Here is a 16,039-nt window from a genome sequence, read left to right as displayed (position 1 = left end):
CTAGGCGGAAACGTGGCTACTATGCGCCTATGACAGACGGTTTCGAAGAAGCGTGGTCGCTCGCCGAACCCGTCAAGGGCTGGATGACGCGGGAGCAGGGCCTGGCCTTGTGGACCGCGGCGTGCCGCCTGGACAAGGGCGACCTCATCGTCGAAATCGGCAGCCACCAGGGCCGTTCGACGATCGTGCTCGCCAGTGCCGCCCGCACGGTCGGCGCACGGGTGGTCGCCGTCGACCCGTTCGTCGACGGCCGCCTGTTCGGCGGATCGCCGACACGCCAACGATTCGAGGCCAACCTGAGAAAGGCGGGCGTCGAGGACGTCGTGGAACTCGTGGCGGAGTACAGCACGAAGCTCCGGCCGCGCTGGGACCGCCCGATCCAGTTGCTCTACATCGACGGCAAACACGACTACTGGACCTACACCGACGACCTTCGCTGGTCGGAAAACCTGGCCGCCGGTGGGGAAATCCTGGTCCACGACTGCTTTTCGTCGATCGGCGTCACCTTGGGCACGATCGCGAAAGTCCTCTTCGGACGGCGTTACACCTATCTCGACCGCGCGACTTCGATGGCCCGGTTCCGGCTCGCCCCGCCGTCGGCGAAGGACAGGCTGCGCGTGATCGCCCAGTTGCCGTGGTTCATCCGCAACGTCGGGATCAAGATCCTGCTACGGCTCCGGCTGGCGCCGGTGGCGAAGATCTTCGGCCACGACAGCCCGTACGACCCCTACTGAGTGAGCGGCTTGCCGACGTCGACCTTCGCGAGACAGACGGGAGCACCCTTGGCGGACAGCTGAAAGCCGATCTTGTCGAACAAGCCCTCGATCGGCAGGTACATCGTGTGCAGGCCGGGCTGGAACCAGACCGGCACGCGCACCCCGTCGCGGTCGACGAAACCTTCACCGCCGTCCGAGGTGAAATAGTCGATCCGCAGCAGGTGGCGGCCGAGAACCGGGGTGTCCAAAGGAACCCGGACCAGTTGCTCGCCGACGGTGTAGCCGCAGCCCGCCACCGGGCCTGGCAGGCCACGGGAAACCGGTTCCACGCCGACGATCGTCCTCGCGGTGCCGGTATCGTCCAAAAGGGACATCCGGCTCGTCGGCTGGTCGAACAGAGCGCCGGGGATCAGGCCCACCACCCGGGAGGTGCGGGCGTTCTCGCCGAACCAGCCGTGCAGGATGTCGTTCGGCACCACGGTGTCGTACAGGACGAGATCGGGATCCCGTTCGATCGAGGCCCGCGCGTTCGCGAGGAACTCCCGGGAGTGGTCGAACCGCAGTCCGGGCGCCAGCCGGGAGAACCCCACGGCGGAACTCGCGATCAGGGCAAGGCACAACACCAGGGCCAGCGGCCGTTTCGCCGTGGACGGCTCGGGATCCGCAGGCCGGTCCAACGGTTTCGGCTCCAGGAAGGCGAAAGCGAGACACAGCACGACGACGAGCGCGAGATCGGCGACGTAGCGGGGATCGCTGCCCAGTTCGGGACCGACCTCGGCGAGCCGGGTGGCCGCCGAAAGCCCGATGTCCGCGACGAACACCAGGCCCAGCAGGATCCACGCCTTCCTGGCCCGGAGCCCGCCAACGCGAACCCCGGCGAACAACACGCCGACGGCCACGAGCAGCAGCAGAATCCGTACCACCACGGGAGAAGCGGCGAACGTCGCACCAGGACCCGGTCCCGACCAGGGGCCGCCCACGAGTCCAGGGAGCAGGGTGTCGCCGAGCATCCGGCCCGTCATGTCCGCGACCGTGCCGACGGTGACCGCGCCGCCGCCCTGCCCGACCTGGCTCGTCGTCAAGGCCAGGAAAACGACGGCATAGCCCGCCAGGACGGCGGCGAGGACACCCATCAGCACGAGGTGGCGGCGCAGGGAAATCCCGAGCAGCACGGTGATCCCGGCGATCAGCACCGGGATGAACACGGCCTTTTCGTAGAAGGCCAGCCCGAACACGGTCCAGGCCACGGTGGCGATCGCCCAGCGCCCGCCGTCGGCGAGGTACCGCACGTGCGCGTGCAGCGCGGCGGTGGCGGCCAGCAGCACGGGCGCGATCTGGATCGCGTACGCCCACCACAGCGTCGGGACGAGCAGCAAGGTCGACGTCGTGAACATCGTGAACGGGACGAGAATCCCCCACCGGCGGCCGAAACAGCGCACCAGTACCGCCCACAGCAGTACCGAGGCCGCCGCCTGCATCAGCAGGACCGGTGCCATCAGCACGGCGAAGTCCAGCGGCGCCCACGCGGTCTGCACGTCGGCGAGCAGGAATCCGCCCGGCGCGAGGTGGCCGTGGTAGTCCTGGAAGAAATAACCGAAGTCGAACGGGCCCGACTTCGCGGCGTGGTAGGTGATCACGAAGTCGTCTTGCGCGAGGCTGCCGCGCAGCGCGGCCCACGCGTGCAGGACGAACGGGACCACACCCGCGACGAACGCGGCGAGCGTGACCGGCGAAGGTCTCTTCCCCCGGACGAGCAAGTCCTGCCTCAATTCTTGCAGATCGGCGGCTGGCACATGATCTTGCTCAGCGCCTGGTAGAAGACGTCCGAGATCTTCCGCGGATCGGGGGTGGTGAACGAATCGCCGCCGGTGGCGGTGGAAACCTGGCGTAGTTCGGACGCGTCGATGTCCGGCCCGATGCCGATCCCGATGACCGGCAACGGTTTCCGCGGGTCCTGGAGCTTGCCCAGCTCTTCCAGCAACCGCGGCAGCCCGATCGTCTCGCTGTCTTCGTTGCGCCCGTCGGTGAGGACGACGACCAGGTTGATCCGGCCGGGTTTCCAGTTCTGCCTGGCGTTCTGGTACGCGGCGAGGATCGAATCGTAGAGCCCTGTCGCCCCACCGGCTTTCGGCCGCACGGCCTGCAACTGCCCGACACCGCCCGAACTCTTCTGTTCGGCGATCGTCTTCATCGGCAGCAGGACGCGATGGTCCTTGTCACCGTCCAATTTGGTCGAGAACAGCCACAAGCCCAGTTCCGTGGTGGGTTTGAACAGTCCGAGTCCCTGCGTCGCGGCCTGCAACGTGAGGTCCATCCGGCTCTTCCCGGTGCCCGGCACGGCGGCGGCCATCGAACCGGAGACGTCGAGCAGCACCTGGACACGGGCGCTCAGGTTCGTCCCCGCCCAAGCCTGCAGTACGGCATACAGCTCGGTCGCGGGCGGGGCACCCGCCGGATGCGGCGCCGGATCGGTCCGGCCGTCCCGCGCTCGCGGCACGGCGAACTGTCCGGTGGGCGCACGGAATCCCGCGTCGGCGAAGATGCCGCCGGCGAGCGGATCCAGCAACAGCCGCAAAAAACGTTCCGCCGCGCTCCTCGACGCTTCGGACGCCTTGGGCAGCACGACATACGGGTAGTCGAACCCCTGCACCGGGACACCCGGATACGCCGCCACCAGATTCCGCGCCAGTACGGATTGTTCGGTGGCGGGAAAGGCGGCCGGGGCCTGGCCGGGGGCGGGGTTCAGTTTCCGCATGACGGCGGTGAGGGCCGCGGCCGGATCGGGCTCCTTCTCGGTCAGCTTCCGCAGGGCGAGCAAGGTGCCGACACCCAGCGGATCGCGCGCCGGGTCGGGGAAGCCGACCGGTGAGCCGTCGAGGATCTCTTGCCAGGAAGGAGCTTTCCCCGGCCAGCCGAACCGCCGCGCGGTTTCGTCGGGAAGTCCCAGCACCACCGGTGAGTTCGCCACCGACTGACCGGATTCCGGCAGGTTCCACGCGCCGGCGTCCCTGGCCTGCGACAACATCGTGCTCGACTCGGGGATCCAGACGTCGGGCCCGCCGGAGGTGGTGGTCCCGAGCAGGTCGGCGGTCGCGGCCGACTCGCTCGCGGTCACGTTGACACTGAAGCATTCTTCCTGCGGCACGGTCTGCGCGAGCCGTGTGAGCACCGGCGCCACGTCGGGGGCGGCGGTGATCTCGACCGGCGTCAACGCGTCACAACCGTTGTCCGCCAACCGGGCCCGGAGGTAATCCACGCCCCACCAGGCACCCAGCGCGATCACCAGCAAGAGGCTCAAGACGACGACGGGCGCGGTGAAACGCCCGCCACGCCTCGGACCTACCTGCATGTGCATGCCTCCGAGGTGCGGGGTGAGGACCTGGGATGTTGCCCAATCCGCCCGCGAACGTCAACCCTCGGGTAACTTAGCGCCTCCCGCTGCGGCGAACGGCCTAACCGAACCGTGACTCGCGTGATCAGACACGTAACTCGCGTGATTGGAGGCGTAACTCGCGAGTTACGCCTCCAATCACGCGAGTTCGGCCGAACGGCCTAACCGAAATAGCGTCCCGCCCCGATGTGGGCACCGGCGGACTGCCACCATCCGGCGTCGCCCGCCGAGTCGATCCCGTCCGCGATCACCGTCGCGCCCGCCATGGCCGCGGTCTCGATGAGGTTCCGCAGCGACCGTTCCGCCAGTGGTTCCGTCCGCCGCTCCGCCAGCCGGGGAGCGATCCGGACCGTCTTCACGGGCACGTCCACGAGACAGACGATGTCACCGGCCGCTCCGAAGTCCTGCAGTTCCGCGTCCACCCCGATCTCGGCGAGGAGGTGCAGGTTGTCGACGGTCTCCCCGAGTTCGGCGAGCACGGCACCGGCGGGGAAGCCCAGCCGCAGCCGTGACGGCCCGAGACCGGTCGTGGAGAGCACACTCCGCACCGATCCGACGAGATCGGGATCCGCGGCCTGGTTCGGCGTCAGGCTCACCAGCATCGGGAGCCTGTCGTCCGACTCCTCGCAAGCCGTGCGGATGAGCCATTCGCCGAGCGGCACGATGAGACCGGTGTCGTTGGCGAAGCGGACGCAGGTGTCGTGACCGATCCGGCCGTGGCGCGGATGGTTCCAGGCGAGTCTCGCCTCGATCCCCGCGGGCCTGCTGTCCGCCAGCCAGGTCAGCGGCCGGAAATGCACTTCGACCTCGCCGGTCTCCCAGGCGCCCGCCATCGAGACGGCCAAGCCGAACTCGTGCCGCTCCCTGGTGTCGAGGACGGAGTCGGACAGCGCCCATTGCCGATAGCCGTTGGCCTGCGCCCGGCGCAGCGTCATGTCGGAGACGCGCAGCAGTTCGTTCGGCGCGATGTCCCTCGGCGGCCGGTGCACCACCCCGATACAGGCCGAGACCGCGACCCCGCTGCCGCCTTCGAGGTACACCGGTTCGGACAGCTCCTGGTTGATCATGCCGATCACGGTGGCGACCTCCGGGCTGGTCGCGGTGTTCTGGATGAGGATGCCGAATTCGTCACCGCCGATCCTGGCGATGAGCGCGTCCTCGCCACCGACGACGGCGCGCAGCTTCGCGGCGACGTTCTTCAGCAGGTCGTCGCTCTGTTTCTGGCCGAGCCCGCCGGCGATCAGGGAGAATCCGTCGAGGTCGAGGTGATAGACCGTGATGCCGAACGACGGGTCGGCGTGGCGCAGCGCCCGTTCCAGTCGGGTGCCGAAGCACTGCCTGTTCGGCAAGCCGGTCAACGGATCGTGCAGGGCCTGACGGCTCAGCTGCCGCTGCAGCAGCGAAACGTCGGTGTCGCCGTCGACGAGCGTGATCAACTGCTGGGCCTCACCCGCCGGGTCGCGGATCACCGCGCCGGTGAAGGCGGCCCACGTCGGTACGTCCTCGTCGGCCACGAGTCTTCGCGACAGCTCGAGCCGCTGACTCTCGCCTTCGAGCAGCTTCCGGTACCCCTCGCGCAAGCCCTCGGCGTCTTCCGGATGGACCAGGTCGTAGAGGTTGAGCCCGGTCAGATCCGCGACGGGCCGGTTCAGCATTTCGGCGAACGCCGGGTTCACCCGCTGGACGCGGCCATCCACCCTGGTGACGGCGACCCCCGTGGCCGAACCGGTGAACAGCTGCTCGAACCGCGCCTGCGTGAGCACCAGTTCACGCCGGGTCTCGCGTTCGATCGTGACCAACGTACGACTCAAATCCTCTTGCTGTGTCTGGATGCTCGCGCGCAACGCCTCGCCGTAACCCGACGCGAGCGCGCCGAGCACCTGCAGCACCCGTTCGGGGAGCGACTTCACGCTCCGCAACTCCGGCTCGTGCAAGAGCCCCTTGCCGAGTACGTCCATCGTGCGACGGAGGCTGTCCGGCCCGACGCACCTGAGCGCGACGAGTCGCGCGCCGGCTTCGGCGGCCTGCGCGGGCTCTGCGTCTTCACTCAGGACCGCCGCGAAGATCTCGTCCAGGAGAGCGGCGAAATGCTCTTCGATCTGGGCGTGGGTATACGGAAGATACGCCGTTCCGGTGACCAGGTAGGCCCACTTGCGGGCCAGCGTGGCGCGGGTCGGCGCGGTGTTCTTCCGCTTCGGCGATGCGGAGGATGAAGCTCTCTTCTGGGCGTCCGGCGATACCGGGAACTCATCGCCGTCCGGAAGTGGGAAAGTCACGTCCGCCGGTCCTGGGGTCGTTTTCGTATTCCGTCGTGAAGAACCATCCTCCACGATTCTCTGGCCGTACTCACGGTCAACCGTCCACCTGATCGGGTGGTCACCCTACGGTACTGCAATACCGACCTTTTCCCTCAGCCGAACGCGGGTGGCGTCCCGATACTGGGACGCGTTGCGGTGCAATGCCAGCGAATGTCCGGCACCGGACAGAACATACGTGGAAAGTTCGGCCTCTGGCCGATAGAACGGCGCTTCCGCCGGACGCGACGTCCGCGCGTTCGAGCAGTCCCGGAGCGCGAAAAGGCCGCAGAACAGGATGTCCTTCTCCACGACCGCCTGGAAAACCGGCACCCTGATCGCTTTCGTCGCGGGCAGTACGATGCCGAACACGGCGACGGTTCCCATTCCCGGGACCGCGACCTGGTCCTTGGTCGCCTCGTCGGCCTCGACGACCCGCGGATCGGTATTTTCCGTCGCGTAGAACAGGCCGGCACACGCCGTCCACGTCCTGATATGTCGAAGCCTCGGCCGCGACGATGCCCGAACCGACCGAATGCCCGACGATCACGACCTTGTCGAACGGCGTACCGCCGACCCGTCCCGCGCGCAGATGGCCGATCACCTCGCGCATCGACCGCACCGGCAGCAGGAGCGGAGGACTGAACGGATTACCGCTCCCGCCCGAACCGAGCTGATCCGCGGCGAAGGTCGCGTAGCCGTGCTTGGCCATGTCCCGCTGATAGGAATAGCGATCCGGGTCGCCGAGCGGGCCGGTGACCGGCAGATCCAGGTCGGAACAGCGGATGTCGACGGCCGCGGCCGGTGCGGCGACCAGGAAACCACCGACGGGCGCGCTGCAGGCGGCCACCACCGCGGCCAGTTTGAGCGGCATTCTCACAGAACCCTCTCCGGAATCGGAACGCTCGGAAGGAGCATGAACCCTACACCCGGTGATCGAACGTTCACCGCAAGCCTGTCAGGCCGGTGTTCGCGGCACACCGCGCGCCGATCGTCGCCGCCACCAAGGCGATCTCCGTGGGGGCGAATTGGTGGCCGGGGCACAGCCGCGCGTCGGCGCCGAACGGGATGAACGCGCCTTTGGGCACCGCGGCGGCGCGCTCGGGCTCCCAGCGATCCGGGTCGGGTTCGGGGAACCAGCGTGGATCGCGGTGCAGCGTGCGCCGGCTGACCGCGACCTCGGTACCGGCGGGGATGGGCACACCGCGCGCCGAGTTCGACGTCCTCCCGCGCCCGCCGCTTGAGGATCACCGGCGGAGTGCGGCGGACGACCTCGTTGATGATCCGCTGCGTGTAGACCAGGCGCGGCAGGTGTTCGAATCGCACGGGCCCGCCCGACAGCACCTCGTTGACGAGGCGTGGAAGCGGCGCTCGATGTCCGGCCGCGCCCCGATCGGTCGCCGTGGCCCACGCCGGACTGCTGCTGCATTTCGTGCCGGACTCGTGGGAACCGCACGCGATTCTGGCGCGTTACCGGGAGCGCCTGGCACCCGGCAGCTTCCTCCCCCTCTCGCACGTCGCCGCCGACGCGAACTCGAGCGGCCTCGAGCCGGGCGTCGTCGGCTGCGCGATGTGGAACCCGCAAGGCGCCGGCGACATGTCCGAGGACCCGGAGATCAACTCGCTGCCGTACGCCGGGGTGGGCCGGAAGCCTTGAGCCCCGATGTCATGAAAGGGTCGTTCAGGACATATTTCGTCTTGAACGACCCTTTCATGACGTTCCCCCTCGCCGGTCGGATCAGGGCAGTACGTCGGTCACGGTGTCCTTGATGACCTGCCACTTGCCGTGCTCGCGCACCAGCGTCAGGCTGATCGTGTAGTGCCGGTTGACGTTCTGCGACGGCACCTTGTAGTAGGCGTCGAGGATCGCGAAGCCCATCTTGCAGTCCTCGACGACGGTGTGGGTCACCGTCCACGGCATGCTGTACTCGTACGGGACCTTGAACTGCTCGTTGACCACCGGGTCGACGTTGGCGTCGTAGCCGATGAACAACTGTCCCCGGCGCCCGACGGTCACCATGTCCTGGTGGATGATCGCCCGGTAGCGGGCCTCGTCGCGTTTGTTGAAGCTGTCCATGTCCTCCCAGACCGCGCGGTCGAACGCCCGCTGACAGGACTGCCGTTCCGCCTCCGCCCGCTGGTCGCTCGCCGCCGCCGCGGCGGGCACACCGATTCCCGCCGCGGCCACGATCAGCCCGGCCAACGCCGCGTAATACCGCTTGCGCATGGGGTTCTCCTCATCACGTCCCGTATCTGGTCCACAAGCAGGTTCTCCGGACGGCGCATCACAGCTGCATCACTTCCGCACCGGCGCGGGCGGACGGCCGGTTAACCTCGAGGGAGGGGGTGCGATGGAGTTCCGGATCTTGGGGCCGGTGCAATGCCGGAACGGCGCGCGGGCGCTGAAGCTGGCGGGCTCGCGGCAGGAGCGGATCCTGGCCGCGCTGCTGCTCGGCGCCGATCGCGTGGTCTCCGTTTCGCGGCTGGTGGACGTCGTCTGGGACGAGGATCCGCCCGCCACGGCCATCCGCCAGATCCGCAACCTCACCACGGCGTTGAAGCGCACGCTCGTCGCCGAGGGCGCCGCTGAAGACGTTCTGACCGCCGAAGGGCCCGGCTTCGTCCTGCGCCCGGGCGTCTTCGACCTGCGCACGTTCGAGGAGCACGTCTCGCGGGGCGAGTTCCGCGAAGCGCTCGCGTGCTGGCGCGGACCGGCACTGTCCGGTGTGGACAGTATGGCTTTGCGCGGCGAGGCCGACGAACTCGACGAACGTCGTCTGTCCGTTGTGGAGCGTTGCCTCGATGAAGAGGTCTCCGCCGGGGAAGACTCCGTCGCGGAGCTGACCGCGCTGGTCGCCGAGCACCCGCTCCGGGAACCGTTCGCCGGACTGCTCATGCGCGCGCTGCACCAGCAGGGCAGGCAGGCCGACGCGTTGAACGTCTACCGGCAGGCGCGGACGCGGCTGGTGGAGGAACTCGGCCTCGACCCCGGCCCGAAGCTGCGCGAACTCTACGAGCGGATTCTCCGCGACGAGCCGGAATACGGCAAGACACGCTGCTTCCTCCCGTACGACGTCCCGGATTTCACCGGCCGGGAGGCCGAGCTCCGCCGCCTGCTCGACGCCGTCCGGCTCGGCCGTCCGGTGGCCGTCGACGGGATGGCCGGGGTCGGCAAGACCTCGCTCGCCGTCCACGCCGCGCACAGACTGGCCGCCGATTTCCCGGACGGGCAACTGTTCGTGGATCTGCACGGCCATTCCCCCGCCCGCGAACCGCTCCCGCCCGAGGCGGCGCTGGAAGCCCTGCTCGGGCAGCTGGACGTCCCGGCGAGCAGGCTGCCCGGCGGCGTGGACAGGCGCGCGGAGCTGTGGCGCACGAGAACGGCGGGCCGGTCCCTGCTCGTGGTGCTCGACAACGCCACGAGCGCCGAACAGCTGCGGCCGCTCCTGCCCGGTTCGGCCACGGTCGGCCTCCTGATCACCGGCAGGCGCCGCCTGTCCGCCGTCGACGGCGGAGCGTCGATCAGTCTCGAAGTGCTGCCGGACGAACAGGCGGGCGCTCTGTTCGCGGCGGCGTCCGGGCGGCCGGACTCGGGGGTGGCCGCGTTGTGCGGGAATCTGCCGCTGGCGATCCGGATCGCGGCGGCCCGCCTGCAGAATCGTCCACAGTGGACCGTGGAGATGCTCGCCGAACGGCTGGGCTCGGAACACGACCGGCTGGCCGAGCTGACCGTCGCGGGACGCGATGTGGCTGCGGCCTTCGCCCTGTCCTATCGGGAACTCGATGCCGCGCAACAGCGCCTGTTCCGGTTGCTGGGAAGGAATCCCGGCGCCGACATCGGCGTGCCCGCGGCGGCCGCGTTGGCAGGCGTCGGTGAACATGAGGCCGAGCGCCTGCTGGAAGACCTCCTCGACGCCCACCTGCTCAGGCAGCCCGCGCTGGGTCGCTACGCGTTCCATGACCTGATCGCCGAGCACGCCCGCAGTGTCGTGCGCGACGAGGAATCGGGTCCGGCGATGGGCAGGTTGCTCGATCACTACCGCGACGGCGGCGGCTTCGGCTGGTATCGGACGGAACGGGCGAACCTGGTCGCGGTGACCCGGCACGCCTTCGACGCCGGTCTCGACGAGTACGCCTGGCGGATCGCCGAGGACACCACGGAACACCTGCGGGAGAGCGGGCACCTCGACGAACTGCTCGCCGTGGCGCGGACAGGGCTCGCCGCCGCCCGCCGGCTCGGTGACCCGCAGGCGATCCAGCTGAGCCTGGCGAGCCTCACGCTGGCGTTCTGGGAGAACGGGCGGCTCACCGAGGGCATGGGCTGCGCCATGGAACGGCTGGACGTCGTCCGGGCCTCCGGCGATCGCGCGGCCGAGGCGCTCGCCCTGTCCAGAGCGGGTGCTCTGCACAGCATGCTCGGCCGCTACGCCGAAGCGATCCGGTTCTATCGCGACGGCCTGGCCGTCGCGGGCGACGGCACCGACGCCGCCACACTCTGGACCAATCTCAGCAACACCCACGAGGTCCTCGGCAACCTGGACGACGCGCTGACCTCGGCCCGGCGGTCGGTGGCACTGCGCGAAGACGCCCGCGGCACGATCCTGAGCTCGGCCCAGCTCGGTCTGGTGCTGGCCCGGCTCGGCCGCTTCGAGGAGGCGTTCGAGGTCATCGAGCGCTCGATCGACTCGTCACGGGACCTCGGCTACCTGTTCGGCGAGGCGTGGAGCCGGATCGACCACGCCGATGCCCTGCTGCTCGCCCACCGGCCCGCCGACGCGCGCGAGCAGGCCGAACGCGCGTGCGTGATCCTCACCCGGCTCAACCATCCGTTGCTGCTGGCCATGGCGGCCAACAGTCTGGGCACCGCCTGCCTCGCGCTCGGCGAGACGTCGGCGGGGCTCCGGCAGCATCGGCTCGCGCTCGAAACGGCGAGGCGGATCGGATACCGGCTGCAGGAAGCCCGCGCGTTGGCCGGGCTCGGGCAGACCCGGGCCGCACGGGACCACTACTCCGCGATGGGCCTGCCTGCCGAGCCGCTGAAGGTCGTCACCTGAGGAACTCGGTGAGCAGACCGCGCAGGGTGTCCGGCTGGCGGAGGACACCGTGGTCCTGTCCCTCCACAGTGGAGTACCGGGCGCCGGGGACCGTGTCGGCGACCGCGCGGGCGCCGGCCCGCATCCAGGCGTCGCTCTCCCCGCCGTCCATCACCAGCGTGGGCACCGAGATCTTGGCCAGCCTGTCGGCGGGCAGCACGTTGCCGGGACCGCACAGGGCGAGGTCGTAGGGCAGCGTGTGGGCGAGGCCGGTGAACCACGCCCAGAACGGGTCGTCCCGCATACCCTTGACGACCTCGGCCGGCGTGGCCGTCCCCTCGACCAGGAAGAGTTCCGCCGCGCCATCGCGGTCGCCGTCGGCGATCAGGGCCCGGACGCGGTCGAAGAGGTCGACAGGGGGCTTCGGACGGCTGTCGTCGACGACGTACGGCGGCTCGTACACGGCGAGACTCGTCATGGCGACGCCTCTCGCGGCCGCCTCCAGCCCGAGCACGGCTCCGGACGAGTGCCCGAAGACCGCCGCCGAACCACCCACGTGCTCGATCAGCGCGGCGAGGTCTTCGACCTCACGCTCCACCGAATAGACCGCGCCCGCGCCGCTGTCACCCCGCCCTCGCCGGTCGTAGGCGATCACGGTGAAGTCCGCGGCCAGCGTCGCGGCGAGGCCGGCGACGGTCGTGCGGTCGTTGAACGCGCCCCCTGCCAGGATCACCGGCGTGCCCGCTCCGGTGCGAGCGAAGGCGATCAGGGTGCCGTCGGCCGAGGTGACGGTCTCGAACGAGGTGGTCATCAGGTCCTCCACGGGGTCGCTTTACTCTAGCTTCGTGCCTGGGTCGGAGCCGACGACCACCGCTCGACATCACTTCGCGAGATTCCCGAAGAATTCCCGGAGCTCGGTCACCACGTCGTCCGGGACGGCCATCGCGACCATATGGCTGGGGCTCTCGTGATCCGCCCAGCGAACGACGTCGTTCTTGCGCGAGGCGACCTTGCGCAGGGCGGACGGCCCGCCGTGGGAGACGCCGGTCGGCACCACGGTCTGGTCGATCGGCATCGCGGCCGCGCCCTCGTAGTACGGCCACAGCGAAGTGCCGCCGGTCCCGGTCAGCCAGTACAGCGTCGCGTTGGTGAGGACCAGGTCGCGGTCGATCGGCTCCGCGGGCGCCACGCCTTCGGGCCAGCCGTCGAACTCCTTGAACCGCTCGACCAGGTACGCCAGCTGCGCGACCGGCGAATCGAGGAAGCCGAAGCTCAGCGTCTGCGGCCTGTTCGTCAGGTACGGCGCGTACCCGCTGCCGCCCGCGAAGCGCTCCATCAGGCCCGAGAGGTCGGCCTGGTCCTGTTCGGTGAGCCCTTCGAAATCCGCCGGATCGCCCATCGGCACACCGAGCCCGGAGGTGATGTGCGAGCCGATGACGTGCTCGGACGCGTGCACCGCGAGGCAGGGCGTCACCAGAGCGCCGGCGTCGTTCCCATGTGCGCCATAGCGTTCGTAGCCGAGGCGGCTCATCAGCTCGGCCCACGTCCGCGCCACCCGCGCGATGTCCCACGGACGCTCGTCGGCCGGTTCGGGGAACGGCGAGAAGCCGAAGCCCGGCAGGGACGGCGAGACGACGTGGAAGGCGAGCGAAGGATCGAGGCCGTGGGCTCGCGGGTCGGTGAGCGGCCCCAGCACGTGCAGGAACTCGGCGATCGAATTCGGCCAGCTGTGCGTCATGATCAGCGGGATCGCGTCCGGTTCCGGCGACCGGACGTGCAGGAAGTGCACCCGTTGGCCATCGATCTCGGTGGTGTACTGCGGAAACTCGTTGAGCCGCTTCTCCAACACGCGCCAGTCGTAGCCGTCTCGCCAGTACTCCGCGAGGTCCTTGAGGTAGGAGACGGGGACGCCTCGGCTCCACTCGGCACCGGGCAGCGCCGACGGCCAGCGGGTGCGGGCCAGCCTGTCGGTCAGGTCGTCCAGCTCGGACTGCGGAATGTCGATGCGGAACTGCTCGATGTCGGTCATGAGGTGACCGTAGGGACCATTCCGGTCAGAATCTGACCTAAATGCGCCCGCCGGGACCAGCACCCGAAGCGAAGGGAAAGTCCCCTTCACCCCAGCCCCGGTACGCCCCCAGTCCCTACCGCCCCGCAATTGGTCACCTAAACGCGAACAACCTGCGTAGCACCGAAAGTGTTCTTAACCGGCACCTCGAAGGTCTTGCGCCGCACCATCACCCGCAGGACGTCCTGTCGCTGCGTCGGATCCGAAACGGCCAGCTGCCAGCCGTCGCGGGTCCGGCCGAGCGCCACCGAGGCCGGACCGGACACCGACACCTCGTCGACCGAGCCGGCGGCGAAGAAGTTCGCCAGCAGGGTCGCGTCCCACAGCCGGACGGCCTGCACCGTCGCGGTGTTGGACCGTACGCGCCACGCCCAGGCCGAGGCGATCGTCTCCAGCACCGACGCGGCGGGCAGAACGGCGTAGGCGTAGCTCGCGTTCGAAGGGTTGGCCCCGTGTTCGATCACGAGCTTCTGATAGCGCCTGGTGTACGGCACCGTCGTGCCCTTGGTGTTGGCCCCCTTGTCGATGTCGCGCCAGGTCCCCGTCCGGTCCTCACGCAGCGCGCTCACCTCCGTGGCGTCGAGCAGGACGTAACCGCCGACCTTCTCGAGGTGCAGCCATCGCTTGCGCCGCAAGGATTCCGAGCCGCCGACGAGACGGCCGTCGGCCAGGAGCGCACCGGAGCCGTCCTCGCCGAGGTTCCGGTTCTCGATCGTGGTGCGGACCCGCTCACCGGACGTGTCGGTGATCCCGGCACCGAGGCACAGCACACCCGACGGTGTGAAGAACCATGACTTCTTCGCGGTCAGCGTGCCGTCTTGCGAGACGAAGTCGAGGGCGTGCGCGCCGTGCCGAGCGTCCCATCGGACGCCACCGCAGTGGTCCTTGGTCGTCAGCGGCACCGACTCCAGTTTGGGGGGCGGCCCGCTCTTGGTGGTGGTGCCCGGCAGTGACAGCGGATCGACCGTCGGCCAGTAGGCGTCGGTGAAATGTCCCTTGGCCTTGGGCAGGAACAGATACAGCGAACCGTCGCCGGTGTACCAGCCGTGCAGGTTCATGGAGTTGATCGACTCGTAGCGCGAGATCCGCGTCGAGGCGACGCCGAGGGAGGCCGACCAGCCTTCGGTGATGTGCACCATCCGGTCCTGCTGGCCGAACACGCGATGCGTCGCGACCGTCCGCGTCGGCCGGATCCCGGTCGCCAGCAACTCCTGGGCGAACTCGATGCCGGGGATGCCGACGAGGTCCGGCCCCGGCGCGAACCGTTCGGGGTCGGGGATCCGGAGATACGGCGCGAAAGTGTCCTCGGTGATCCACTTCGCGGCGAGGCCACCGAGTTCTTCCTTGCGCTTCCCGCTCGCCGACCGCGCCAGCAGGACGACCGCGCCGGTGAGCTGATGCCCGATGTCGTGGGCGGATTCCCCTTGACGGGAAAGGAACCGGCCGCGGACGGACTCCATCAGCGCGCCCGCATAGACGAACGGCGCGAACGTGTCGGAGACCAGCGCGTACGCCGCGTCGCGCACGTCGGCGGGCAATTCGAACTCCGTGCCCTTGGTGACGTGGATGGCGGACGCGACGGCGGTGAGCAGGACGATCCCGTAATGCCCGGGATACGGCACCGAATCGTGCTGGAGGAACGAGCCGTCGGTGTGGAAGCCGTCGCCCGCCGCGCGGTGGAGCCTGGCGATGACGCTCGCCGCTCCCCCGCCTTCCACGTCGGTGAACGCGCCGACGCCGCGCCTGATCCGATCCGTGTCGCCGAGCATCGCGCCGGAGACGATGGAGATCGTGGACTTGTCCGCGCGGTTGGCACCGGTCTCGACGACACCTGGATTGTTCGTGCGGAGATTCGGATTGCCGGAGAATTTCAGCACCGGCTTCAGGTACCTGGCGAGTTCGTCCTGGGTCAGTTCGTCGGCGACCGTCGCGAGAATGTGCAGCAGGTAGAGCGGGATACCGATCTCGTAGGTGTACCAGTTGCCGATCTCGGCGGTCTTCTCGCTGTACTGATCGCTGGTGTACAGCAGTTCCAGCGCCGCCTTGATCCGGGCGAGTACGGCCGGATCACCCGCCAGCGCGCCGCCCTGGGTGCCCCAGTTGACCGCGATCGCCCGCAGCCGGGCGTACATCGACGTCGTGAACTCGCTGCCAGGGCCGAGCGGAAGGTCTTTCCACAGTGGACCGCCGCCGACCGTCATGCTGTCGTGGTAGGCCTTCGCGACCCTGTCCAGGTTCGCCAGTGCGGCGGCGCGTTCCGCCGACGGCCGGTCGATACCGGTTTGCAGCTCGCGGTAGCCGGTGACGATGGAGGACGTACCCGACGGGCCCGAAGAACCCGGAGGCGCGGATCGTGCTGACGCAGGACTCGCGAGAGCGGTCGTGAGCGCCACCGAAGCGGCCGCTGCCGCACCCGAGCGCAGAGCGGTTCTCCTGTCGAAGTGACCGAATTCGGGCATGACGGTGCCTCCCAAGGGTCGAAATACGGCAACTAGGGGCGGCGGCGTGTGGTGGGTGATTTGGGTCGTTCTGACGAC

General features: G+C 69.0%; 10 protein-coding genes and 2 pseudogenes. 3 read left to right on the top strand and 9 right to left on the bottom strand.

Features of this window, described 5'->3' with window-relative positions; genetic code table 11:
- The first annotated feature begins 29 nt into the window (after positions 1–29).
- Positions 30–734, top strand: coding sequence for a class I SAM-dependent methyltransferase (locus DL991_RS22570; RefSeq protein ID WP_125786336.1), 705 nt, complete (start codon positions 30–32; stop codon positions 732–734).
- Here the strand turns inward: DL991_RS22570 and DL991_RS22565 are convergent.
- The 5 genes and pseudogenes from DL991_RS22565 to DL991_RS22545 all read right to left on the bottom strand — a co-directional run.
- Positions 728–2,473: a hypothetical protein gene (locus tag DL991_RS22565; protein WP_125786390.1), complete on the bottom strand. Its 1,746-nt coding sequence runs from the start codon at positions 2,471–2,473 to the stop codon at positions 728–730. The genes DL991_RS22570 and DL991_RS22565 overlap by 7 nt on opposite strands.
- An 8-nt stretch (positions 2,474–2,481) precedes the next feature.
- Positions 2,482–4,065, bottom strand: coding sequence for a substrate-binding and VWA domain-containing protein (locus tag DL991_RS22560; protein ID WP_125786335.1), 1,584 nt, complete (start codon positions 4,063–4,065; stop codon positions 2,482–2,484).
- 203 nt (positions 4,066–4,268) lie between these two features.
- Positions 4,269–6,383, bottom strand: coding sequence for an EAL domain-containing protein (locus DL991_RS22555; RefSeq protein ID WP_125786334.1), 2,115 nt, complete (start codon positions 6,381–6,383; stop codon positions 4,269–4,271).
- 105 nt (positions 6,384–6,488) lie between these two features.
- Positions 6,489–7,275 (bottom strand): annotated as a pseudogene (locus DL991_RS22550) (alpha/beta fold hydrolase).
- A gap of 106 nt (positions 7,276–7,381) precedes the next feature.
- A pseudogene (locus DL991_RS22545) lies at positions 7,382–7,795 on the bottom strand (cytochrome P450); the annotation flags it as partial.
- An 8-nt stretch (positions 7,796–7,803) separates the two neighbouring features.
- Here DL991_RS22545 and DL991_RS22540 point away from each other — a divergent pair.
- Complete coding sequence (locus DL991_RS22540; protein ID WP_233598938.1) at positions 7,804–8,058, top strand: SAM-dependent methyltransferase; 255 nt, start codon at positions 7,804–7,806, stop codon at positions 8,056–8,058.
- 81 nt (positions 8,059–8,139) lie between these two features.
- Here DL991_RS22540 and DL991_RS22535 read toward each other — a convergent pair whose 3' ends face one another.
- Positions 8,140–8,628: a DUF4440 domain-containing protein gene (locus tag DL991_RS22535; protein ID WP_125786333.1), complete on the bottom strand. Its 489-nt coding sequence runs from the start codon at positions 8,626–8,628 to the stop codon at positions 8,140–8,142.
- Positions 8,629–8,752: 124 nt separating this feature from the next.
- Between DL991_RS22535 and DL991_RS22530 the strand changes: the two genes are divergently transcribed.
- A complete protein-coding gene (locus DL991_RS22530) occupies positions 8,753–11,455 on the top strand; it encodes a BTAD domain-containing putative transcriptional regulator (protein ID WP_125786332.1) in 2,703 nt (900 codons plus the stop codon).
- On the opposite strand, the gene DL991_RS22525 is transcribed toward DL991_RS22530, so the two are convergent.
- The 3 genes from DL991_RS22525 to DL991_RS22515 all read right to left on the bottom strand — a co-directional run bounded on the left by DL991_RS22525 (position 11,448) and on the right by DL991_RS22515 (position 15,961).
- Complete coding sequence (locus DL991_RS22525; RefSeq protein ID WP_199754032.1) at positions 11,448–12,245, bottom strand: alpha/beta fold hydrolase; 798 nt, start codon at positions 12,243–12,245, stop codon at positions 11,448–11,450. The genes DL991_RS22530 and DL991_RS22525 overlap by 8 nt on opposite strands.
- Positions 12,246–12,314: 69 nt before the next feature.
- Positions 12,315–13,463, bottom strand: a complete 1,149-nt coding sequence (locus DL991_RS22520; RefSeq protein ID WP_125786330.1) for an epoxide hydrolase family protein — start codon at positions 13,461–13,463, stop codon at positions 12,315–12,317.
- Positions 13,464–13,600: 137 nt separating this feature from the next.
- Positions 13,601–15,961 (bottom strand): polysaccharide lyase 8 family protein, encoded by a 2,361-nt coding sequence (locus tag DL991_RS22515; RefSeq protein WP_125786329.1) that lies wholly within the window; start codon positions 15,959–15,961, stop codon positions 13,601–13,603.
- Positions 15,962–16,039 lie beyond the last annotated feature (78 nt).

Source organism: Amycolatopsis sp. WAC 01375, from assembly GCF_003947325.1.
Classification (GTDB): Bacteria; Actinomycetota; Actinomycetes; order Mycobacteriales; family Pseudonocardiaceae; genus Amycolatopsis.
The sequence above is the reverse complement of the archived record's forward strand: the minus strand, read 5'-3'. Positions and strand labels throughout refer to the sequence as shown.